This is a genomic window from Collimonas sp. OK412, from assembly GCF_900112135.1.
Lineage (GTDB): Bacteria > Pseudomonadota > Gammaproteobacteria > Burkholderiales > Burkholderiaceae_D > Collimonas > Collimonas rhizosphaerae.
Map to the genome: position 1 here is coordinate 1 of NZ_FOLC01000035.1, position 22,975 is coordinate 22,975.

The window sequence follows — 22,975 nt, forward strand, 5'->3', positions numbered from 1 at the left end:
GCGGATTTCCTGGTACGCCGCCTGCGTGCCTTTACCCAGCACGAAACCCGGCAGCAAGTCTTCCGTCATGGTCAAGGCTTGCGCCGCCAGCAGCATCTCGACGCCGATGATGTATTGCGTATTGGCCACCACCGTGGCCGCCTTGCGCGCGCACCAGGTCGAGTTCGAGACGTGGTCTTCGCTGTTGCCCTTGGCCGGGATGCTGTCGACGCTGCCCGGCATGCACAGGGTGCGGTTTTCCATCACCAGCGAACTGAGCGAACATTGCACCACCGGATAACCGGTGTTGACGCCGCGCACGCCGCTCATCAGGTTGCGCGGCAAGCCCCACGACAGGGTCGGGTCGATCAGGCGCGCCACGCGCCGTTCACAGATGCTGCCGAGGTCGGTGACCGCCATCGCCAGCAGGTCCATCGCCTGCGCCAGGTACTGGCCGTGGAAATTGCCGCCCGAGATGATTTCGAAGCCGCCGCCTTCCGCTTCTTCCTTGCTGAAAATCAGCGGATTGTCGGTGGCCGAGTTGATTTCCTTGTCGACGATGTTGTCGATGTAATCGAGCGCATCGAACACCGGGCCGTAGACCTGCGGCGAGCAGCGCAGCGAATAGACGTCCTGGATGCGGGCGGTGTAGGGAATGTCGGTGCGGCGCAGTTCTTCAGGGAACTGCACGGCGCGCGCCTCATGCGTGGTGCGGGTCGAACCCGACAGCAGCTTGCGGATGATGGCGGCGGTCTTGATCTGGCCGGCGTGCGGACGGGCTTGCTGGATGCGGTGGTCGAACGCCGCCATCTCGGCGCGCATCGCTTCCAGGGTCAGGCCCAGCGACAGGCAGGCGTCGCTCAGCAGGTTGCGGGCGTCATGCGCCACCAGCACGGCCACCGCCAGCGACGCGGTGCAACCGTTGATCAGCGCCGAGGCGTCCTTGGCCTTGAGGTCGAACTTGACCGGGCCGACGCCGGACTTGGTGATCGCCTCAGGCGCGCTCATGCGCTGGCCCTGGTACATCACTTCGGCTTCGTCGAAACCGGCAATCGCAGCGGCAAGATAGGACAACGGCGCGAGATCGCCGGAAGCGCCGACCGAACCCTTTTGCGGCATGACCGGATGGATGCCGGCGTTCAGGAAAGCCAGCAGCCGATCCACCACTTCCACCCGCGGCGCCGAATAGTTGCTGGCGAAGGCGTTGGCGCGCAACAGCATGGTGGCGCGGCTGACTTCTTCCGAAAACGGTTCGCCGATGCCGGCGCAGTGGGCCTTGATCAGCTGGGTCTGGAACAGTGCGATATGCTCGACCTTGATCCGGGTATCTTTCAGCAGGCCGACGCCGGTGTTGAAGCTGTACATCATCGGCGCTTCGTCGTGCATCCAGGTCGATTCGATGTAGTCGCGGCTTTCTTTCAGGGCAGCGCGGGAAGAGTCGGCCAACGTGACCGGCAGGTGCGGCGCGCGGGCGACGTTGACCACTTGCTGGGCGGTCAGGTTGAAGCCGTCGATGGTGATGGTTTGGGACATGGAAACTCCAAATATTTCTTAAATGAGGTCGAGCGCGGAAGCCGATCGAGCGTGGTAAAACTGCTCAACCGGCTTCCGGCTTTCAGGATGGCATGAAGCGCGCGCCCGGCTTACTTGGCGCCGGAGGTATACCAGGTGCCGATCAGGGCCCGCTCTTCGTCGGTGATGTGGGTCAGGTTAGCCAGCGGCATCGCCTTCAGCTGCACGGCTTGCTGGTAGACCTTGTCGGCGTGTTGCCGGATCTGGTCCGCCGTCTGCAGCATCACGCCGGCCGGCGCGGTGGCAAAACCCGGCTGGGTCGGCTGCGCCGAGTGGCAGGTAGCGCAGCGCTGGCCGATGATTTCCTGGATATGCGCCATGTCGGCGGCCGGTGCCGCCGCCGCTGTTGCCGCTGCGGGAACAGCGGCAGTGCCGACTGCAGCGGCATCCGCCTTGGCCACAGGCGCTACAGGTTGTACCGGACGCGGCGCAATCGCCACCGCCACCGCCAGCAGCAAGGCAACCCCTGCGATCGGATAACCGAACGAAACGCGGCCGGCATGACGCAGGTTGAAGAAGTGGCGGATCAGGGCGCCGGCGGCAATGATCGCCGCCAGGATCAGCCAGTTGTATGGATGGCTGTATGTCATGCCGTAGTGGTTGCTGATCATGATGAACAGCACCGGCAGCGTGAAGTAGTTGTTATGCACGCTGCGCTGCTTGGCTTTCTTGCCGTAGATAGGGTCCGGCGATTTGCCGACACGCATCGCTTCCACCAGCTTGCGCTGGCCAGGGATGATCACCATCAGCACATTGCCCACCATCATGGTGCCTATCATGGCGCCGACATGGATGTACGCGGCGCGGCCGCTCAGCAGGTGCGACAGCACATAGGCGGCGGCAACGATGAACAGGTACATGACGATGCCCAGCAAGCCATCGCGCTTGCCCAGCGGCGAACGGCACAGCAGGTCGTACACGGTCCAGCCGACCACCAGCGTGCCGAGGCCGACGCCGATCGCCTGCCAGGTGCTGAGGTCGGCCACGTCCTTGTTGATCATCATGGCCGAGGCATTGAAGTAATAGACGATGAACAGCATGGCGAAGCCCGACAGCCAGGTGGCGTAGGCTTCCCATTTGAACCAGTGCAGGTCTTCCGGCAGTTCAGCCGGCGCCACCAGGTATTTTTGCGGGTTGTAGAAACCGCCGCCGTGGACTGCCCACAATTCTCCCGACACGCCCTTCTTGGCCAGGTCGGAGCCGGCTTTCGGCGGCCGGATCGAATTGTCCAGCCAGACGAAATAGAACGACGCGCCGATCCAGGCGATGCCCGTGATCAGGTGCAGCCAGCGGACCAGCAGGTTGAGCCATTCGACTCCGTACGAAACTAACAATGCATCCATGTCTTCCCCAACGATTATTACTCGTCTGCCACCGCGGGCTCTGCAAACGATAGAGGTTATTCCGCTTTATATTTGAAACGATAACTGCGTTGCTTCGCCTTGCCGTGCTACAGCACTGTCTACGGCTTTGCGCCTTGTTCTCGCTTCAAATAAAAACCGGAATATTTACCCCAACACGGCCGCGAACTTTTATAAAAAACCATCTCAGCTCCGCTACGACCAACATGATCGGATAAGCAAGATACCTGCCTGCCCAGCCTTCATTTTTTCCCTGCCTGCGCTCTCATGACAAAAGCGTGCCAGATTCACGCAAGATAAACGTATTGGGCCATCAAAACATTGATTATCAGATATATTTGACATACGCATATCCATATAACAAAATGACTCGCACCATACCTATAAAAACGGAGACAACATGGCCAAGCTGCCAGACCACCTGGACATCCACCTGATACGCATCCTGTACCTGCTGCTGTGCGAAAAGAACGTCTCGCGCGTCGCCCTCAAGCTCAACCAGCCGCAACCGTCAATCTCGGCTTCGCTGCGCAAGCTGCGCGAACTGACCGGCGATCCCTTGCTGGTGCGCGGCGCACGCGGCATGGTGCCGACCCAGCATGGCGAAAGCCTGCTGAAGCCGGCCAAGCGCATCCTGGAAGAAACCGAGCGGTTGTTCGTGCAAAAGACCGCTTTCGTGCCCCAGGCTGAAGCACGCACCTTCCATATCGCCGCGCCGGATTACATGAATACGCCGTTCTTCCTGGAAGTGGTGGCGCGCCTGCGCCGCGAGTCGCCCAAGAGCCGCATCGTGATCCACGCCCTGGGGCCGGAAACCGACTATGTCCGCCTGCTGTCCGACGGCGACCTCGACCTGGTCATCGCCAACTGGGACGAGCCGCCGCCGCACCTGCACCTGTCCAAGCTGTTCGACGACCCCATCGTCTGCCTGATGCGCGCCGACAGCGCCTACGCCAAGCGCACCGCGGCGGACGGGATGACGGTGGAAGACTACCTGTCGCTGCCGCACGTGGCGCCATGGCAGGTGCTGCCCGGCTACCACGGCATCATCGACTCCTTCCTCGACAGCCAGAACCTGAACCGCAACGTGGTGGTCGAATCGGCCTACTTCGGCATGCTGCCCTACATGGTGGCGCAAACCGACCTGGTGCTGACCACCGGCCGCCAGTTCGCGCTGTTCTACGAAAAGACCCTGGCGCTGAAAAGCTTCACCTTGCCGATCAAGTTCCCGCCCATGCGTTTTTACCAACTATGGCATGAACGCGTGCACCAGGCGACCGAACATAAATGGCTGCGCGAACAGATCGGGATTGCCGCCAAGTCAATGTTGGCCAGGTAACTTCGTCATATATCCAAATACATAAATCAACTATCAGTCAGTATATATATCGTGGAGGGCTGGGCAAAGTAGTATCGGACAGCACAAGCCCTGTCCATGCGGCAGGAGACTTGTGAGGCTGTTGCGCACTGGTCCGGCCGGGCAGGAAATAAAAAGGCCGGATCGATGTCGCCGCAAGCACTAAAATAACCCCCAGGAGACACACGATGACCAGCAGCACAGATCCGGTAGATGAAAAACTCCCCGTAGGCAAACTCGCTGCGCTCGGCATGCAGCACGTGCTGGTGATGTACGCCGGCGCAATAGCGGTGCCGCTGATTGTCGGCGGCGCCCTCAACCTGGCCAAAAGCGACATCGCTTTCCTGATCAGCGCCGACCTGTTCTGCTGCGGCCTGGTGACCCTGATCCAGAGCCTGGGCTTCTGGAAATTCGGCATCAAGATGCCGGTCATGATGGGCGTCACTTTCGCCGCCGTCGGTCCGATGGTGGCGATGGCCGGCAACCCGCAGCTGACGATCGTCCATATCTACGGCGCGGTAATCGCCTCCGGCATATTCTGCGTGTTTGCCGCCCCTTACATGAGCCGCCTGATGCGCTTCTTCCCGCCGGTAGTGACCGGCACCGTGATCAGCGTCATCGGCATTTCACTGATGGGCGTCGGCATCAACTGGGCAGCCGGCGGCCAGCCGGTGATCGGCACCCTGGTCGATGGCGTCTTCACCAGGATCCCCAATCCCGACTACGGTTCTCCGACCAGCCTCGGCATCGCCCTGGTCGTGCTGATCTCGATCCTGCTGATCACCAAGTACGTCAAGGGTTTTATCGCCAACATCTCGGTGCTGAGCGGCATGGTCATCGGTTTCGTCATCGCCATGTCGATGGGCAAGATCAGTTTCTACGGCCTCGGCGACGCCGAATGGTTCGCCTTCATCCGGCCCTTCCATTACGGTTGGCCGAAATTCGACATCGGTTCGATCCTCAGCATGTGCCTGGTCATGATCGTAACCATGATCGAATCGACCGGGATGTTCATCGCCCTGGGTGAAATCGTCGGCAAGAAAATCGACGACAAGACCCTGGCCCGCGGTTTGCGCGTCGACGGCCTGGGCAGCGTGATCGGCGGCATATTCAATACTTTCCCCTATACCTCGTTCTCGCAGAATGTCGGCCTGGTCGGCGTCACCGGCGTGCGCAGCCGCTATGTCTGCGCCGCGGCCGGCGTGATCCTGATGCTGTTCGGCCTGTTCCCGAAAATGGCGCACGTGGCAGCCTCGATCCCGCAGTTCGTGCTGGGCGGCGCCGGCATCGTCATGTTCGGCATGGTGGCGGCGACCGGCATCAAGATCCTGTCGAAAGTCGATTTCCAGCACAACCGCAATAACCTGTTCATCGTCGCCGTCAGCTTCGGCGCCGGCATGATCCCTATCGTGGCGCCGACCTTTTTCGACAAGATGCCGATGTTCCTGTCGACCATCCTGCACAGCGGCATCTTGCTGGCGTCCAGCATGGCGGTCTTGCTGAACCTGTTTTTCAACGGCAAGGGTTCCAGCGAAGACAGCCGCTCGCATGCGCTGGCGGCGGCGCAAAGCTCGGATCACTAAATTGTTTTTGCAGTAAATTGAAGTAATGTGGGTCCAACCCGTAATTGACATGGCAGTGATTTAACCTAGGAAGAAGCGGGCCGGACCCGCCGACGATACAAATGACAACTCTAGAACAACTGAACAACAGCGACGTAACAGCATTCACAGCGACGCTGCACGGCATCTACGAACACTCGCCGTGGATCCCCGAACGCGCTGCCGCGCAACGGCCGTTCGCCAACATCACCGCCTTGAAACTGGCGATGCAGGCAGTCGTCAGCTCGGCAGCCAGGGAAGAACAGCTGGGCCTGATCCGCGCCCACCCGGAGCTGGCCGGCAAGGCAGCCATATCCGGCGAACTGACCGCCGAATCGACCGGCGAGCAAGCCAAGGCCGGCCTCAACAATTGCAGCCCGGAAGAATTCGCTACGCTGCAAAAGCTCAACGCCGACTACAACAAGAAATTCGGTTTTCCTTTCATCCTCGCGGTCAAGGGCGCGGACGGCCAAGGCCTGTCGCGCCAGGCGATCATCGCAACCTTCAGCCGGCGCCTGAAAAACCAGTTCGACGATGAACTGGCAGAGGCGCTGCGCCAGATCGGCCGCATCGCCGAAATGCGCACCAACGACCTGCTCGGCTACGTTCCGCAACTCGGCCAGAGCATCATGCAATGGGCCGAGCAGATCGGCGCCTGGAGCGACGACGAAAGCGGCCTTACCTGCGCCTACATGACCGACGCCCACCGCCGCACCGCCGCGCAGATTGCCGGCTGGATGCGCGAAGCCGGCATGCAGGCCGAGACCGATGCGGTCGGCAACGTGGTCGGCCGCTACCTGTCGGACAATCCCGCCGCCAAGACATTGATGACCGGTTCGCACTACGACACCGTGCGCAACGGCGGCAAATACGATGGCCGCGAAGGCATCCTGCTGCCGATCGCCATCGTCAAGCACTTGCATGAGCGCGGTGAAAAACTGCCCTTCCATTTCGAGATCGTCGCTTTCTCGGAAGAAGAAGGCGTGCGCTTCAAGAGCACTTTCCTCGGCAGCAACGCCATCATCGGCCAGTTCAACCTGGAACTGCTGAACGCGCTCGACCGCGATGGCGTCAGCATGCGCGACGCCTTGCTGCAAGCCGGGCACGATCCGGCGGCGATCCCCGCCATCGCGCGCAATCCGGCCGACTTGCTGGGTTACGTCGAAGTGCACATCGAACAAGGCCCGGTGCTGCTGCAGCGCGGCCTGCCGGTCGGCATCGTCACGTCGATCGCCGGCAGCTGCCGCTACATGGTGCAGCTGAAAGGCGTCGCCAGCCACTCCGGCACCACGCCGATGTCGATGCGCAAGGACGCCGCCGCCGCCGCCGCTGAAATCCTGCTGCATGTGGAACAGCGCTGCGCCCAGGACCAGCAGGCATCGCTGGTGGGCACCGTCGGCCAGCTGCAGGTGCCTAACGGCTCCACCAACGTGATTCCCGGCGCCTGCGTGTTCTCGCTGGATATCCGCGCCGCCGACGACGCTGTCCGCGACGCCGCGGTAGAAGATGTGCTGCGCCATATCGAGACGGTGTGCGAGCGGCGCTGCATCGAAGCCAATGTCGAAAAGATGGTGTCGGCGCCGGCCGCGCCTTGCGCCCCATGGCTGATGGAGCAGCTGTCAGCCGCCGCCGGACGGGCCGGGGTACAGCCGTTCAAGCTCGCTTCCGGCGCCGGCCATGACGCCATGACCATCGCAAAAATCACCGACGTCGCCATGCTGTTTACGCGTTGCGGCAACGGCGGCATCAGCCACAATCCATTGGAAACAATGACTGCGGACGATGCCGAAGTATCGGCGCAAATCTTGCTGGATTTCCTACGCCGCTTTACACCAAAGCCTTGAACCAGCGTCTTTGGATCTCATTGGATCAAACGCAATGTCTACAACTTTATTGATAAAAAATGCGCGTGTCGTCGTTACCATGGATGACACGCGCCGTGAAATTGCCGGTGGCGCAGTCTTCATCCGCGACAATGTGATTGAACAGGTAGGCAACAGCGCCGACCTGCCGCCAAGCGCCGACGAAGTCATCGATGCCGGCAACCACGTCGTTATCCCGGGCCTGGTGAATACCCATCACCACATGTACCAGAGCCTGACGCGCGTGATTCCGGCAGCGCAGAACGGCGAGCTGTTCAACTGGCTGACCAACCTGTATCCGATCTGGGCCAACCTGACGCCGGAGATGATCCAGGTCTCGACCCTGACCGCGATGGCGGAGCTGATCATGTCCGGCTGCACCACCAGCAGCGATCACTTGTACATCTATCCCAACGGCTGCAAGCTCGACCACAGCATCGAAGCGGCGCAGCAGATCGGCATGCGCTTCCATGCGGCGCGCGGCGCGATGAGCGTAGGCCAGTCGAAAGGCGGCTTGCCGCCGGACCGCGTGGTAGAGGACGAAAAAGCCATCCTGCAGGATACGCAGCGCCTGATCGAGACTTACCACGACAGCAGCCGCCACGCGATGCAGCGCATCGTGGTGGCGCCCTGCTCGCCGTTCTCGGTATCGCGCGACCTGATGCGCGAATCGGCTGCGATGGCGCGCCATCATGGCGTCTCGCTGCACACCCACCTGGCGGAGAACGTCAACGACATTGCCTACAGCCGCGAGAAATTCAACATGACGCCGGCCGAATACGCGGAAGACTGCGGCTGGGTCGGCCATGACGTCTGGCATGCCCACTGCGTCCAGCTCGACGACGACGGCATCTACATGTTCGCCCGCACCGGCACCGGCATCGCCCACTGCCCGTGCTCCAACATGCGGCTGGCTTCCGGCATCGCGCCGATCCGCAAGATGGTCGACGCCGGCGTGGCGGTCGGCATCGGCGTCGACGGTTCGGCTTCCAACGACGGCGCCCACATGCTGGGTGAAGTGCGGCAGGCGATGCTGCTGCAGCGGGTCGGTTTCGGCCCGGACGCCATGACCGCGCGCCAGGCGCTGGAACTGGCGACGCTGGGCGGCGCCAAGGTGCTCAACCGCGACGATATCGGCGCCTTGAAGCCGGGCATGTCGGCCGACCTGGCGCTGTTCGACCTGAACAAGGTCGGGTTCGCCGGCGGCTGGCACGATCCGGTGGCGGCGCTGGTATTCTGCACGCCGGCGGATGTCGCTTACAGCATCATCAACGGCCGGGTAGTGGTGCGCAACGGCCAGTTCACCACGGTCGACCTCGGCAATGTGCTTGAGCGCCACAACAGGCTGGCGTTGTCGCTGGCTGAAGCCGCGCGCTGATAGGCGTTTCCGGGAACAAAAAAATGGCCGCCGGCGAAATCCGAGCGGCCATTTTTTATTCGAGGCAGCGGGTCAGGCGCCAACCAGGCCCTGGCCGCAGACGCGGATGGTGTCGCCGCTGATACCGCAGGCACCGGGAGTGCACAGGAAGGTCACCAGCTCCGCCACGTCGCGCGGCTGGCCGCCCTGCTTTACGGAGTTCAGGCGGCGGCCGATTTCGCGCGCCATGAATGGCATCTTCTGCGTCATCGCGGTTTCGATAAAACCGGGAGCAACGGCGTTGATGCAGATACCGCGGGCGGCAAGCAGCGGCGCCTGCGCCGCGACGTAGCCGATCAGGGCCGCTTTCGTCAGCGCATAGTTGGTCTGGCCGAAATTGCCCGATACGCCGCTGATGGACGACAGGTAGACCAGCCGGGCCTCGTCGCGCAGGATATTTTCCGCCAGCAGTACCTGGTCGATCGCCATCACGGCGGATAAATTGATGTCCACTACCTGGTCCCAGGATTGTTCCTGCATGTTGGCGAGTGTCTTGTCGCGCGTGATGCCGGCGTTATGCACCAGGATGTTCAGGCGGCCAAACCGCTCTTTGATGAAATCGGCCAGTTGCCGCGGCGCCTCGGGGCCGGTTATGTCCAGCAACAGCGGTATCGCGCCGATCTCCCGGCAGGTCCGGTGCAAGGCCTCGCTTGCCGCCGGAACATCGACGCAAATCACTTGCACCGCTTCCTGCGCCAGCCGCTGCGCGGTAGCCCGGCCGATGCCGCGTGCGCTTCCTGTCACCAGCGCCACCTTGGCTTTGAGCGCCCCGTGCTGCGCCAGCGACGCCGGCGCAGCCACCCGCGAGGTGACATGTACTGCTTGCCCGGTCACATACGTGGTCTGCACGCCGCAGAAAAAATGCACGGCGCCCGCCAGGCGGTCGACGGCATCTTTGGCGACATAGGCAAGGTTGACCGTGGCGCCGCGCGGCCCCAGTTCCTTGGCCAGCGAGCGGCTGAATCCTTCGATGCCGCGCGCTGCCGCCGCGGCCACAGGATCGCGGCTTTCAGCAGGCAACGCAGCAACGATCAGCACCCTGGCGTTGCGCGCTATCGCACGCATCTGCGGATGGAAGAAATCGTAGAGCGCGCGATAGTCGGACGGGCTGGCGCAGCCGGTCGCATCCATGACCAGGATGTCGGGCTTGACGCCGGTGGTTTCCAGCGGCAAGGCGCCGGCATCGCGCGCGATCTGCCACAGGCGGTCTATGGCATAGCCGTTCTGCGAGCGGCCCAGCAGGATATTTTTTCCGGCCAGCGGCTGTTCTGCATAAGGCCCCGCGCTGCGCGCCAGTTCGACCGGCGCCGGCATTCCCAGCAGCTTGACGACGCCGGCGCCGAAACGGCTGCCGGACAATTTGATTAACAAGTCGGACATGGATACTGCTTTCTCTACTTTCCCAATATTGCGGTAACGCCTTGCCCGCCTGCCGCGCGAACGAGATCCGGTCGGCGCCGAGGCCGGTCCTTCATGGCGTCTTATTTCTCATAGGCTGGCAGGCGTTTCTGTTCAATGGCGTCAAACATCCTGTTTCTCAATTCGGCGACAGCATCGGCACTGGCGAGCTTACTACGTTCCGCCAGGTAAGCGGCAATCCGGCTTTTCCAGGCCGCTTCGCCCTGGTCGACTTCCGCCATGCGCGCCGCGGCTTCCGGCGACAAGGCTGCGGCCCGCATACGATAGATGTCGTCTTCGCTGGCGCCCTGCTGCCGCATCTTGGCCGCGCTATCCTCCAGCTTGACGATTTTCAGGGGCGCTGCCCGCGCTTCCCGCAACGACGCTGGCATGGTCGCGTCCAGTGCGGCCAGCTTTTCCTGCTTCTGGGCCTCGCTCAGCGATTTGTCCTGGCCGATTTCCATCCTTGCCAGCGTATCCATGTCCGCGGCATCGCCGGCGCCAAACATGCCCTTGTTTTCCGCCGGGCTGAAAAACCGGGTGCGCATTTCCTGCATCTTTTCCATGCGGCGCCGGATTGCGGCCAGGCCGTTGCCGCCCAGCTGCGGATCCTTGTCCAGCGCTACCAGCGCGGTCTTGTATGCGATGTAGTTGCCCAGCAGGCGCTTGGCTTCGCTGGCGGCGTTCGGCGCCAGGCGCCGCTCGAGCTCCTGTTCGATCTCTTTGCGGATGGCGTCCAGCGGTTTTTCGCCGACCGCGCTGAGGTAATAGTCGAACAAGTCCACCAGCTGCGCGTCGGCCACCAGCACGTCGCCGGCGGCAACCTTGATGTCGCCGTCGGGGCGGGTTCCTTGCAGCGATTTCACGAATGGGAACAGGTCGGCTTGCGCGGCGGCTGTCGGCGCGGGCGGTTCCTCATGCGTCATCAGCAGCGGGACGGCAATGGCGGCAGCCAAAGCCGCCGCCCCGATCCAGGCAAATGGATATCGGATTTGCATGTTTACAGTCCCAGGCCTTTCAGGCGGTTAGCCTGCTGGCGGTAGACCGTCTTCGGATTGGTTTCGAAGATATTCACCAACCCCAGCACCTGGTTCACTTCGTCCAGGTGGTTCATGCCGTAGTTGTCGCGGATCACGCGGCCCAGATGGCTGCCGCAGCTGCTCACCAGGCCATCGCTCTTGGCGCCGCCATATGCCAGCGAAAGCAAGCCCATGCTGCCATCGCTCGGATCGAGCACATTGGTCAAAGGCTGGCCGCCGCTCCATGAAAAATAATATACGCCGCCGACCTGGTAATCGCCTTCGCCGCAAGCGGTGGCAGGCACGCCTTCAGGATGGGCCAGGTTGAATTTTGCCATGCCTGCCGTGGTGAGCGAATCCAGCGCCGCTACCGAGTTCTGCGGATTGCCGCCGCCCGACAGCACGTCGATCAGCGTGGTGAAGCCGTTGACCACCGAGCCCAGCACCGCCTGGCTGAAAGAACCCGGAGCTACCACGCCGCGGACGATGTCAGCCACTGCCGCCCCTTTGTTCGGGCCGGCCACGCTGGACACTGAAGCCACCAGTTGCGGCGCCACCGAAGCGACGTAGCGGATGGTTGGTCCGCCATGGCTGTGTCCGATCAGGTTGACCTTGGCGGCGCCGGTAGCCGCCAGCACCTGCTTGACATACGTCAGCAGCTGTTCGCCGCGCACTTCCGTGCTGTTGGCAGCCGATACTTCCGCCACATAGACCTGGGCGCCGTCAGCGCTCAGCGCTTCGGGAATCCCGTAAAAATATTCGACCGGGCCGATCTTGTCGAAACCGAACAAGCCGTGCACCAGGATGATCGGATATTTGGTCTGGGTGTAGCCGGTAGCAGCCCAGGACGGCGCCGGCAGGACGGCCATGGCGACCAGGGCGGCGCCAAGCCATTGCAAGAATTGCTTTTTCATTTTATGCATCTCCGAAAATTTTATGAAATCGTTACGAGTGAAACCACGTTCTGGATTACCTGATGGATTTCTCCTTTCTGTTGCCAGCATCCTCGGTTTCCTGCCACTTCAACGAAGCGCCGCTCTGCGGCGGCGTCCCATTTTCCTGCTGAAAATATCAATCCGACATCGTAGGCCGTTGCGTGCCTGAAGCACTCTAACATAGGCAACCCTATTTAAACATAGGGTTACCTATTTTTATTGTGCTGCGCCTGCCAGGCAGATGCGGGACGGCCGCAGGTTGCCGTCCGGCCGGCGATTATTCGTGGGAAGCATGAACTATAATGAACGGCCGTCGACCGCCATGCGCGGGCGCCCGGCTTGTAAAACGTGCAGTATCAGGGGAGAAACTGGAGTGTCGTCCGAGGAAACAATGCCTGAATCGCCGCGCCGCGCGAAAACAAAAAAAATCCTGTCCCCGGATGACTGGATCGATGCGGCAACCGACCTGCTGATCAGCAAAAGCATCGACGCCGTGCGGGTTGAATCGCTGGCGCGGGAGCTGGGAATCACAGTGGGAAGTTTCTACTACCACTTCAAGGACAGGAACGACTTGCTGTCCAAGCTGCTGAAGAGGTGGCACGAAAGAACCACGACGCAGGTGCTGCGCACATTCGAGGGCCGGGTATTTTCTGCGGAGGAAGTCCTGGACGAAGTGCTGGCCCTGCCCTTCCACGGCCTCACGGCACGCCGCGCAGCCATGATCGAATTCGCCATCCGTGCCTGGTCACGGCGCGACGACATGGCACGGCAGGCGGTGCGCGAGGTCGACCAGCAGCGGCTGACCTACTATACCCAGGGATTCCTGGACATGGGCTTCGGCAAGACCGAGGCCAACAACCGAGCGTTTACCCTGTACAGCTTCCAGCTGGCGCAATCGCTGCTGTGGGACCTGAACGACGACAAGGCCCGAAAAAAACAGCTGAACTTCACCAAGGAACTGTTGCTGGCTCCGCGCCAGAAATAACTGGCGGCCTGCTCCGTTGCCATTTCACGCAATCCCGCCCCATAAATAAAAAAAGCCATGCTTCGGCATGGCTTTTTCATTTCATAAGCAGTCAGCTTTACTGCGGCCAAATCTCCGCCAGGCGCAGCAGGTTGGTGCTGCCCGACTCGCCGAACGGCATGCCGGCGGTGATAGCGATCTGGTCGCCGGCCTTGGCGAAACCTTCCTTGACTGCGGTCTGGCAAGCCGCGGTCACCATTTCGCTCTCGTTGTGCACCTGGTCGCTGATGGTCGAATGCACGCCCCACACCAGCGCCAGCCGGCGCGCGGTCGACAGCTTGGGCGTGATGCTCAGGATCGGCGCCATCGGCCGCTCGCGCGCCGCGCGCAAGCTGGTGTGCCCCGAATTGGTATAAGTCACGGTGGCTTTGGCGCCGATGATGCGGGTAACATCGCGCAAGGCCGCGCAGATGGCGTCACCGCGGGTCGGCAATGGCGATTCGTGCTGCGCGTCCAGCATGTTCTGGTACAGCGGGTCGCGTTCGACTTCGGTGATGATGCGGTCCATCATCGCCACCGCCGGCAGCGGATAAGCGCCGCTGGCCGATTCGGCCGACAGCATCACGGCATCGGCGCCGTCGTAGATGGCGCTGGCGACATCGGAGGTTTCAGCCCGGGTCGGCACCGGCGAAGTGATCATCGATTCCAGCATCTGGGTGGCGATCACGATCGGCTTGCCGTGCTGGCGGCAGACGCGCAGGATGCGTTTCTGCACGCCAGGCACACGTTCCGGCGGCAGCTCCACGCCGAGGTCGCCGCGCGCCACCATGATGGCGTCGGACACTTGGACAATCGCGTCCAGCTGGTCCAGCGCCGCCGGTTTTTCCAGTTTCGACAGGATGCTGGCGCGGTCGCCGATCAGGGCGCGCGCTTCCAGCACATCTTCCGGCCGCTGCACAAAAGACAGCGCAATCCAGTCAACGCCCAGTTCCAGTGCGAATTTCAGGTCGCGCTTGTCTTTTTCAGTCAGCGCCGGAATCGGCAAAACCGCATCCGGCACATTGACGCCCTTGCGGTCCGACAAGGTGCCGCTATTGATCACCAGGGTGCGGATGGACTGGCCGTCGCATTGCAAAACCTGCAGCCGCACCTTGCCGTCGTCCAGCAGCAAGGACTGGCCGCCGGCAATCACCTCGAACAGCTCGGGATGCGGCAGGCAGACGCGCTGGCAGCTGCCGGGCGTGGTGTCGCGGTCGAGCGTGAATTCCTGGCCGGCCTGCAGCGCTATCTTGCCGTCGGCAAAGGTGCCGATGCGCAGCTTCGGTCCTTGCAGGTCGGCCAGGATGGCGATCGGGCGGCCGACGGTTTTCTCGACGGCGCGCACGATGTCGTAACGTTCCTGGTGATCGGCGTGGCTGCCGTGGCTGAAGTTGAAGCGGAAGACGTCGGCGCCGGCCTCGAACAAAGCCTGGATGGTGTTCTGGTCCGCGCTGGCGGGACCGAGCGTGGCGACGATTTTTGCTTTACGTTGGCGGCGCATGATGAACTTTCTGTAGAAGATCGACCGGTTGAATGGCAGGAATGCCTGCGCCGGCCGGGAACCATGGCTGACGCAGTTTTTTCATGATTGGAGAAGTCAGGTCCGGCGCAATCAGAGGATCAGGATGGCGCGGAAATCATTGACGTTGGTGCGGGTTGGGCCGCTGACAACGAGGTCGCCCAGCGCGCTGAAAAAACCGTAGCCGTCGTTGTTGTCGAGCATGGCGCGCGGACGCAGTCCCAGCTCCGCCGCCTTGCGCATGGAATCCGGCTGGTAGATGGCGCCGGCGTTGTCTTCGGAGCCGTCGATGCCGTCGGTGTCGCAGGCGATCGCGTGGATATCCGGGAACCCGTCCAGCGCCGTCGCCAGGCTCAGCAGGAATTCAGCATTGCGGCCGCCGCGGCCCTTGCCGCGCACGGTCACTGTGGTTTCACCGCCGGAGATGACCACGCACGGCTTGCTGAACGGCTGCCCGCGCCGTGCGATCTGGCGCGCCAATGCCGCGTGCGCCAGGCCGATGTCGCGCGCTTCGCCTTCCATTTCATCGGACAGGATATACGGCGTCAGGCCGGCCGCGACAACGGTAGCCGCCGCGGCTTCCAGGGCGTCTTGCGCGGTAGCGATCACATAGTGCTGGTTGCGCTCCAGGCGCGGATCGCCGGGCTTGGCGGTTTCGCCGGCGCCGGATTCGAGGTGCCTGAGGATCGCTTCGGGTGTTTCGATATTGTATTTGCGCAGCACCGCCAGGGCGTCGGCGCAAGTGGTCGGATCGGCCAGGGTCGGACCGCTGGCGATGATGCCGGGATCGTCGCCCGGGATATCGGAAATCATCAGCGTCACTACCCGCGCCGGGGCGCAAGCCAGCGCCAGCCGGCCGCCCTTGATGGCCGACAGGTGCTTGCGCACGCAGTTCATTTCAAAAATATTGGCGCCGCTCCGCAGCAGGGCCTTGTTGATCGCTTGCTTCTGTTCCAGCGAAATGCCCGCCGCCGGCAACGCCAGCAAGGCCGAGCCGCCGCCGGAGATCAGGCACAGCACCAGGTCGTCGGCGGTCAAGCCCTGCACCAGCTCCAGCATGCGCGCTGCCGCCTTGCGGCCGGCTTCGTCCGGCACCGGATGCGACGCTTCCACCACTTCGATCCGCTTGCAGTCGGCGCCGTGGGCGTACCGCGTCACGACCAGGCCGGAGATTTCGCCCTGCCAATGGTCTTCCACCGCCTTGGCCATCGCCGCCGCGCCTTTGCCGGCGCCGATCACCAGGGTGCGGCCGTTGCCGCTGGGTGCCGGAATCCTGGCCAGGTATTCCGGCAGGCATCTGGCGGCGCTGACGGCGTCGACCGCGGCCTGGTACATATCGAGGAGGAGCTGGCGAGGTTTGATGCTGTCCGCGGTAGTCATGCTGTTGTACCTTGATCTATGAAGCGAGTGTCTCTGGAAATTCTTGTATTTATTCTAGGTGCGTCTAGGTGCGGCTTTTGTAAAACGATAACAGATATTGCGGGCCGAAGTGCGGCGCACTGCGGCCCGCCGTGCTGCTCAAGACGCCATGCCTCGGGCAGATATCTTATGCCTTGGCGATTTCATGGTTGGACATGATTTCGATCGCGCGGCACAGCGCCGAGTGGTCGAGGCCGCTCAAGCCGTTGGCTGCGCAGGAATTCATCAGCTCTTGCGCCACCGCGGTGTTCGGCAGCGACACGCCCAGCGCCTTGGCGCCTTGCAGCGCCAGGTTCAAATCCTTCTGGTGCAGTTCGATGCGGAAGCCTGGATTGAAAGTACGCTTGACCATGCGCTCGCCATGCACTTCCAGAATGCGCGATGCAGCGAAACCGCCCATCAGCGCCTGCCGTACGCGCGCCGGATCGGCGCCTGCCTTGGAAGCGAACAGCAAGGCTTCCGCCACCGCCTGGATGTTCAGCGCGACGATGATCTGGTTGGCTACCTTGGTAGTCTGGCCGTCGCCGTTGCCGCCCACCAGGGTGATGTTCTTGCCCATCAGTTCGAACAAAGGCTTGGCGTCGTTGAAGGCGCCTTCGGAGCCGCCCACCATGATGGTCAGCGATGCCGCCTTGGCGCCGACCTCGCCGCCGGACACCGGCGCGTCCAGGTATTCGCAGCCGAGCGCGTTGATCTTCTTGGCGAAGCCCTTGGTGGCGATCGGTGAAATCGAGCTCATGTCGATCACGGTCTTGCCGGCGGTCAGGCCTTCGGCCACACCCTTTTCCGCGAACAGCACGGCTTCCACATGCGGCGTGTCCGGCACCATGATGATGATGACGTCGGCGCGCTTGGCGACTTCAGCGCCCGAAGTACAGACCGTGGCGCCGCCGTCGATCAGCGCTGCCGGCGGATTCTTCTGGTCGTGCAGGTACAGTTTGTGGCCGCCGCGCTGCAGGTTTTCCGCCATTGGCGCGCCCATGATGCCGAGTCCGATAAAGCCGATTTTTGCCATGATATTTCTCCGTAATTTAAAAATGCCTGCTGCTGTCAGAGGCCGTGCTTAGAGACCGTGCGCAGCGCGCCAGCCCAAGCCTTCGACGGTTCCTGCCTTCGGCTTGTATTCGCAGCCGATCCAGCCGTCATAGCCGATCTCGTCGAGGAACTTGAACAGATAGTGATAATTGATTTCGCCGGTGCCCGGTTCGAACCGGCCCGGATTGTCCGCCAGCTGCACATGCTTGATCTGCGCCAGGTTAGCCTTGATGGTGCCGGCCAGTTCGCCTTCCATGCGCTGCATGTGATAGATGTCGTACTGCACGAACAGGTTGCCGGATCCGGTTGCCTTGATCAGCTCCAGCGCCTGCCTGGTGCCGGTCAGGAAGAAACCCGGGATGTCGAAGCTGTTGATCGGTTCGATCAGCAAGCGGATGCCTGCAGCCTGCAATTTGTCAGCAGCGAATTTCAAATTGCTGACCACGGTGGCGCGCGCCAGTTCGGGGCTGACGCCGGCCGGCACGATGCCGACCAGGCAGTTCAACTGCTTGGCACTCAACTTGCCCAGCACCTTGGCGTAGCGGATCGCATCGTCGACGCCTTGCTGGAATTCGCTGACCCGGTCCGGGTGGCAGGCGATGCCGCGCTCGCCGGCTTCCCAGTTACCCGCGGGCAGGTTGTGCAGCACCAGCTCAAGGCCGTTGGTGGCCAGCTTGTCGGCGATCTGTTCGGCCCGGAATGCATACGGGAACAGGAATTCCACACCCTTGAACCCAGCCTTGGCTGCCGCATCGAAGCGCTCCATGAAGGGCAGCTCGGTGAACAGCATGGTCAGGTTGGCGGCTAGTTTTGTCATGTCGTTTCTCCTGAAAAAATCAATCCAGCAAGGACACGGAAGTCGGCGCGTGGCTGCGGTGCGTCGCCAATTCCTCGAACTCGTTGATGTTGTCGATCTCGGTGCCCATGGAAACGTTGGTGACGCGCTCCAGGATGATTTCCACCACGACCGGCACGCGGAATTCCTTCATCCAGCGCTTGGCCTGGGCAAATGCATCCTGGATGGCGTTCGGGTCGGTGACGCGGATCGCCTTGCAGCCCAAGCCTTCCACGACTGCGATGTGGTCGACGCCATAACCGTTGAGTTCCGGCGCGTTGATGTTTTCAAACGCCAGCTGCACGCAATAATCCATCTCGAAACCGCGCTGCGCCTGGCGGATCAGGCCGAGGTAGGAATTGTTCACCACCACGTGCAGGTAAGGCAGGTTGAACTGGGCGCCGACCGCCAGCTCTTCGATCATGAACTGGAAGTCGTAGTCGCCCGAAATCGCCACCACCTCACGCTTCGGATCCGCCACGCAGACACCCAGCGCAGCCGGGATGGTCCAGCCCAGCGGGCCGGCCTGGCCGCAGTTGATCCAGTGGCGGGCGTGATACACATGCAGGAACTGCGCGGCGGCGATCTGCGACAAGCCGATGGTGCTGACGTAGCAGGTATCGCGGCCGAAAGCGCGGTTCATTTCTTCGTACACGCGCTGCGGCTTGACCGGCACGTTGTCGAAATGGGTGCGGCGCTGCATGGTGCGCTTGCGCTCCTGGCACTCGCCCAGCCAGGCGGAACGGTCAGGCAGCTTGCCCGCTGCTTTCAATTCTTTCGCGACTTCGACAAACAGGGTCAGCGCGGCCTTCGCATCCGAGACGATGCCGTAGTCCGGACCGAACACGCGGCCGATCTGGGTCGGTTCGATGTCGACGTGGACGAACTTGCGGCCCTTGGTGAAGACTTCGATCGAACCGGTATGGCGGTTGGCCCAGCGGTTGCCGATGCCGAGCACGAAGTCGGACGCCAGCATGGTGGCGTTGCCGTAGCGGTGGCTGGTCTGCAAACCGACCATGCCCGCCATTTGCGGATGGTCGTCGGGAATCGCGCCCCAGGCCATCAAGGTCGGGATCACAGGCACGCCGGTCAGTTCAGCGAATTCAACCGCGAGGTCCGCCGCATCGGCATTGATCACGCCGCCGCCGATAGTCAGCAACGGCCGCTCGGCTTCACTCAGCATGGTCAAGGCCTTTTCGATCTGCGCCCGCGACGCCTTCGGCTTGTACACCGACAATGGTTCGTAGGTGTCCGGATCGAATTCGATTTCCGCCATTTGCACGTCGAACGGCATGTCGATCAGGACCGGGCCTGGACGGCCGGAACGCATGATGTGGAAAGCCTGCTGGAAGACGCGCGGCAGCAAGGCCGGTTCGCGCACGGTGACCGCCCATTTGGTGACCGGCTTGGCGATCGATTCGATATCGACCGCCTGGAAATCTTCCTTGTACAGGCGAGCGCGCGGCGCCTGGCCGGTAATGCACAAGATCGGGATCGAATCGGCCTGGGCCGAATACAGGCCGGTGATCATGTCGGTGCCGGCCGGGCCGGAGGTGCCGATGCAGATGCCGATATTGCCTGGATTGGCGCGGGTGTAGCCCTCTGCCATGTGGGAGGCGCCTTCAACGTGGCGCGCCAGCGTGTGCTGGATGCCGCCATGCCGTTTCATCGCCGAGTAGAACGGGTTGATCGCCGCGCCTGGCACGCCAAAGGCTTGCGAACAGCCCTCTTTCGCCAATACGTGCATTACTGCGTCCACTGCCTTCATCTTTGCCATGTTGCCTCCGGATTGCTATATGTGAATATTGCCAATGAGTCATTGCCACTGCCTGCGGCGCGTCCTTGCCCTGCTTCGCTCTCCGCGCCAAGCGCTGCGGATCGCGGGATGGACTGAAGACTGCCGAGTGGATGAAGCACATGCTATAACCAAACATATTGTTTGATAAGAACACAAACAATCGCTTTATTCGATACACCAAGTATGGAATACTAGAAAAAAAACGAAATATGGAAGAGACATGGACAAACTCAAGCAGATTGAAGCTTTCGTCAGCGTGGTCGAGAAAGGCAGCCTGGCGAGCGCGGCGCTGGAGCAGAACATCACGCCGGTGATGCTGGGCCGGCGCATAGACGCCCTGGAGAAACGGCTGGGCACCAAGCTGATGCACCGCACTACCCGCCACCTGACCTTGACCGAGCAAGGCACGGTGTTCCTCGACCATTGCCGCAAGCTGCTGACCGAACTGGATATTGCCGAGAAGATCATCTCGGAAGGCCGGCACAAGGCTACCGGCCACCTGGTGGTGTCAGCGCCGGCGGCATTCGGCCGCAAGCATGTGGCGCCGCATGCGCCGGCTTTCATCGCCACCAATCCGGAAGTGCAGATCTCCTTCAACCTGACCGACCGCGTGGTCGACCTGGTGCGCGAAGGCTACGACATCAGCATCCGCATCGGCGGCACCATCGATCCGAATTTCGTCGCGGTCAAGCTGGCCAGCAACCGCCGCGTGGTGTGCGGCACGCCGGAGTACTTTCATCGCAACGGCATTCCCAAGACGCTGGAAGACATCGCTGACCACAACTGCCTGTCGTTCAACCTGCAGGGCGGCCAGCAGCGCGGCTGGTATTTCCAGCAGGGCGGCAAGCCGGTGATCATCAAGACCGCCGGCAACCTCGACTGCAACGACGGCGAACTGCTGCACCGCTGGGTCAGCGAAGGGCTGGGACTGGGCTGGCGCTCAACCTGGGAAATTGAATCGCAGCTGGCCTCGGGCGAGCTGCTGACGGTGCTGGACGAGTTTGCGCTGCCGCACTACGACATCATGGCGGTCTATCCGCAGCAGCGCCACCTGCCGGCCAAGGTGCGCTTCTTCATCGATCGCCTGAAATCGATTTATGCGCAGCCGGACTACTGGAGCAAGGGTTGAAAGTTCGTGCCGGAAAACAAGACTGATTGCCGAAATGTAAGTTTCGTAACAATCTCGCCCGCCTGCCGCGAACCGGTCAACCGAGCCGATCGCTGTATCGTTTTAGTGTAGTCAACCGCACATATGCAACTACTGCGAAGTACTACACTGAATACACCAACCAACACAATGAGGCAGCTATGACAATCCGCAAAACAACTCAACAAGCCATGCTGGCAGCAGCCATCGGGGGCACGCTCCTGCTCGGCGGCTGCGCGGCGCCTTATGGCGGACAAGGTTACGGCAGCCAGGGCTACGGCAACCAGGGTTACAGCAATCCGCCGCCGCAGACCTACCCTGCTTATCAGCAAAACCAGGGCTACCAGCAAAACTACCGGGACAACCTGGGCGTGGTCGACGCCATCGATGTAGTCAACACTCCTAGCCAAGGCATAGGCGGCGCGGTCGTGGGCGGCGTGCTGGGCGGCGTGGTCGGCCACCAGGTCGGCCACGGCAATGGCAATACCCTGGCGACTATCGCCGGCGTAGTCGGCGGTGCGGTAGTCGGCAACCAGCTTGAAGCACGCAACAGTCCCGGCTCCACCTCTTACAACGTGCGCATACGCATGAATAACAACGGCTATCAAACCATCAGCGTCAGCAATCCGGGCGACCTGCGGGTTGGCGACCGGGTGCGGGTCGATAACGGCCAGATTTCCCGTTACTGATAGCGCGCGGCGATTTGCGTGAGGCAGCCCGGCGGCCGCAGTTCTGCTTTTCCGGGCCATGCCTGGCTGGTGGTTGGCATCCGGCGCCTGCCGGATGCAAAAAAACAAGGAGGCATCATGAACATGCAACTTAAACCGCTGTGGCTGTCGCTCTTTATCGCCGCCAACGCCTTTGCGCTGCATGCCAACGCAGCTGAGGAAAACGTGCAATACAAAGACCCGCCGCGCTGGCGGGTGGAAGACCGGACGCCGCAAGCCCGTTTCCAGACCATGAAAAAGGAAAATACCAACGCCTATGCGCAAGCCGTCAACGATTGCCGCGCGCTGCGCGGGCGTGCAGCCGGCGATTGCCGCAAGGAAGCCCGCATGAATTTCGACCGCGACATGCAACGTGCGCGCGAAATGACCAGCCGCAGATAGAACTCACCAAGCGCGATCAAGGCAGTTTCGCGCAAGCAGGGGGACCGGAAAGGCCGCATATGCGGCCTTTCCGGTTTTTGGCGCTTGCCGGGAGCGTTGCGGGGCACAGGATTGCTGCGCCGCCGCCGCTTGCCGCAGTGGGCGACTCTCGATCTTTCAAGTAAGAAATTGTCAACAATTGTTATTTTTATAATTTTCAGATTGCCACTTCAAGGGTTGGGCGTTAATAATGCCGCTGCAATAATCAATTGATTTTTTAGCATCTCGACACGGCCTGAAATTCGATGTTATTGCGCGTTTGGTTTGCTACGCGGCCAAGGCGCCGCAAGCAGCATTTTTCTTAATCTTAAGGAGCGAATATGGCTATCCAGCAGTTGTCCATGAAAGAAATCGATGAAGTAAGCGGCGGTTGTTGCCTGTTCAATTGGTTCAGCAACTGTTTCAGCAATTTTTTCAAAAGCTGCCGCCCGGCGCCGTCAAAGAACTGCGGCCGTCCAACGCCACCGACGCCACCCACGCCGCCAGCCCCAATCGTCCCCTGAACGCAACTCCTGAAAAACACGGCAATCTTTCCTGCCGTGTTTTGCGAACGGGATCGATTCATTCCGC

The 22,975-nt window shown here is 61.7% G+C and carries 19 protein-coding genes; 8 read left to right on the forward strand and 11 right to left on the reverse strand.

Translation table 11 applies throughout. The annotated features are described in order from the left end of the window. A partial coding sequence (hutH, locus tag BM062_RS22885) for an HAL/PAL/TAL family ammonia-lyase (RefSeq protein ID WP_092401424.1) occupies positions 1 to 1,512 on the reverse strand: 1,512 nt, incomplete at its 3' end. A gap of 110 nt (positions 1,513 to 1,622) precedes the next feature. Next, positions 1,623 to 2,894, reverse strand: a complete 1,272-nt coding sequence (locus BM062_RS22890; protein WP_092401427.1) for a urate hydroxylase PuuD — start codon at positions 2,892 to 2,894, stop codon at positions 1,623 to 1,625. Between the two features lie 418 nt (positions 2,895 to 3,312). Here BM062_RS22890 and BM062_RS22895 point away from each other — a divergent pair, with 418 nt between their 5' ends. From BM062_RS22895 to BM062_RS22910, 4 genes are all read left to right on the forward strand, one after another. Next, on the forward strand, positions 3,313 to 4,251 hold the full coding sequence (locus BM062_RS22895) for a LysR substrate-binding domain-containing protein (protein ID WP_092401430.1): 939 nt from the start codon (positions 3,313 to 3,315) through the stop codon (positions 4,249 to 4,251). A gap of 206 nt (positions 4,252 to 4,457) precedes the next feature. After that, entirely contained in the window at positions 4,458 to 5,852 is a 1,395-nt protein-coding gene (locus BM062_RS22900; RefSeq protein ID WP_092401433.1) for a nucleobase:cation symporter-2 family protein, read from the forward strand. Positions 5,853 to 5,953: 101 nt separating this feature from the next. Beyond that, positions 5,954 to 7,714: an allantoate amidohydrolase gene (locus BM062_RS22905; RefSeq protein WP_092401436.1), complete on the forward strand. Its 1,761-nt coding sequence runs from the start codon at positions 5,954 to 5,956 to the stop codon at positions 7,712 to 7,714. A 34-nt stretch (positions 7,715 to 7,748) separates the two neighbouring features. Further along, positions 7,749 to 9,110: an 8-oxoguanine deaminase gene (locus tag BM062_RS22910; protein ID WP_092401439.1), complete on the forward strand. Its 1,362-nt coding sequence runs from the start codon at positions 7,749 to 7,751 to the stop codon at positions 9,108 to 9,110. A gap of 72 nt (positions 9,111 to 9,182) precedes the next feature. On the opposite strand, the gene BM062_RS22915 is transcribed toward BM062_RS22910, so the two are convergent. The 3 genes from BM062_RS22915 to BM062_RS22925 form a co-directional block, all read right to left on the reverse strand. After that, the gene (locus BM062_RS22915) at positions 9,183 to 10,529 is read right to left on the reverse strand and encodes a 3-oxoacyl-ACP reductase (RefSeq protein ID WP_092401442.1); all 1,347 of its coding nucleotides are present in this window, start codon (positions 10,527 to 10,529) and stop codon (positions 9,183 to 9,185) included. Between the two features lie 101 nt (positions 10,530 to 10,630). Further along, positions 10,631 to 11,545, reverse strand: coding sequence for a lipase secretion chaperone (locus BM062_RS22920; protein ID WP_092401445.1), 915 nt, complete (start codon positions 11,543 to 11,545; stop codon positions 10,631 to 10,633). 2 nt (positions 11,546 to 11,547) lie between these two features. Further along, positions 11,548 to 12,480 carry an esterase/lipase family protein gene (locus BM062_RS22925; RefSeq protein ID WP_092401448.1) on the reverse strand — a complete coding sequence of 311 codons (933 nt, stop codon included), beginning with the start codon at positions 12,478 to 12,480 and terminating at the stop codon, positions 11,548 to 11,550. A 412-nt stretch (positions 12,481 to 12,892) separates the two neighbouring features. Here BM062_RS22925 and BM062_RS22930 point away from each other — a divergent pair, with 412 nt between their 5' ends. Beyond that, complete coding sequence (locus BM062_RS22930; protein WP_254785221.1) at positions 12,893 to 13,486, forward strand: TetR/AcrR family transcriptional regulator; 594 nt, start codon at positions 12,893 to 12,895, stop codon at positions 13,484 to 13,486. A gap of 97 nt (positions 13,487 to 13,583) precedes the next feature. On the opposite strand, the gene pyk is transcribed toward BM062_RS22930, so the two are convergent. The 5 genes from pyk to gcl form a co-directional block, all read right to left on the reverse strand. Beyond that, on the reverse strand, positions 13,584 to 15,005 hold the full coding sequence (gene pyk / locus BM062_RS22935) for a pyruvate kinase (RefSeq protein ID WP_092401451.1): 1,422 nt from the start codon (positions 15,003 to 15,005) through the stop codon (positions 13,584 to 13,586). 111 nt (positions 15,006 to 15,116) lie between these two features. Next, positions 15,117 to 16,403: a glycerate kinase type-2 family protein gene (locus BM062_RS22940; protein WP_092401454.1), complete on the reverse strand. Its 1,287-nt coding sequence runs from the start codon at positions 16,401 to 16,403 to the stop codon at positions 15,117 to 15,119. 166 nt (positions 16,404 to 16,569) lie between these two features. Then, positions 16,570 to 17,457, reverse strand: a complete 888-nt coding sequence (gene glxR / locus BM062_RS22945; protein WP_092401457.1) for a 2-hydroxy-3-oxopropionate reductase — start codon at positions 17,455 to 17,457, stop codon at positions 16,570 to 16,572. 48 nt (positions 17,458 to 17,505) lie between these two features. Then, complete coding sequence (hyi, locus tag BM062_RS22950; protein WP_092401460.1) at positions 17,506 to 18,294, reverse strand: hydroxypyruvate isomerase; 789 nt, start codon at positions 18,292 to 18,294, stop codon at positions 17,506 to 17,508. Between the two features lie 19 nt (positions 18,295 to 18,313). Beyond that, on the reverse strand, positions 18,314 to 20,089 hold the full coding sequence (gcl, locus tag BM062_RS22955) for a glyoxylate carboligase (protein WP_092401463.1): 1,776 nt from the start codon (positions 20,087 to 20,089) through the stop codon (positions 18,314 to 18,316). 241 nt (positions 20,090 to 20,330) lie between these two features. Between gcl and BM062_RS22960 the strand changes: the two genes are divergently transcribed. The 3 genes from BM062_RS22960 to BM062_RS22970 all read left to right on the forward strand — a co-directional run bounded on the left by BM062_RS22960 (position 20,331) and on the right by BM062_RS22970 (position 22,366). Next, positions 20,331 to 21,239 (forward strand): LysR family transcriptional regulator, encoded by a 909-nt coding sequence (locus BM062_RS22960; protein WP_061541356.1) that lies wholly within the window; start codon positions 20,331 to 20,333, stop codon positions 21,237 to 21,239. A gap of 179 nt (positions 21,240 to 21,418) precedes the next feature. Then, positions 21,419 to 21,946, forward strand: a complete 528-nt coding sequence (locus BM062_RS22965; RefSeq protein ID WP_092401466.1) for a glycine zipper 2TM domain-containing protein — start codon at positions 21,419 to 21,421, stop codon at positions 21,944 to 21,946. 117 nt (positions 21,947 to 22,063) lie between these two features. Beyond that, a complete protein-coding gene (locus BM062_RS22970; protein ID WP_139220171.1) occupies positions 22,064 to 22,366 on the forward strand; it encodes a hypothetical protein in 303 nt (100 codons plus the stop codon). Between the two features lie 346 nt (positions 22,367 to 22,712). Here BM062_RS22970 and BM062_RS22975 read toward each other — a convergent pair whose 3' ends face one another. Further along, entirely contained in the window at positions 22,713 to 22,970 is a 258-nt protein-coding gene (locus tag BM062_RS22975) for a hypothetical protein (protein ID WP_092401471.1), read from the reverse strand. Positions 22,971 to 22,975: the final 5 nt, after the last annotated feature.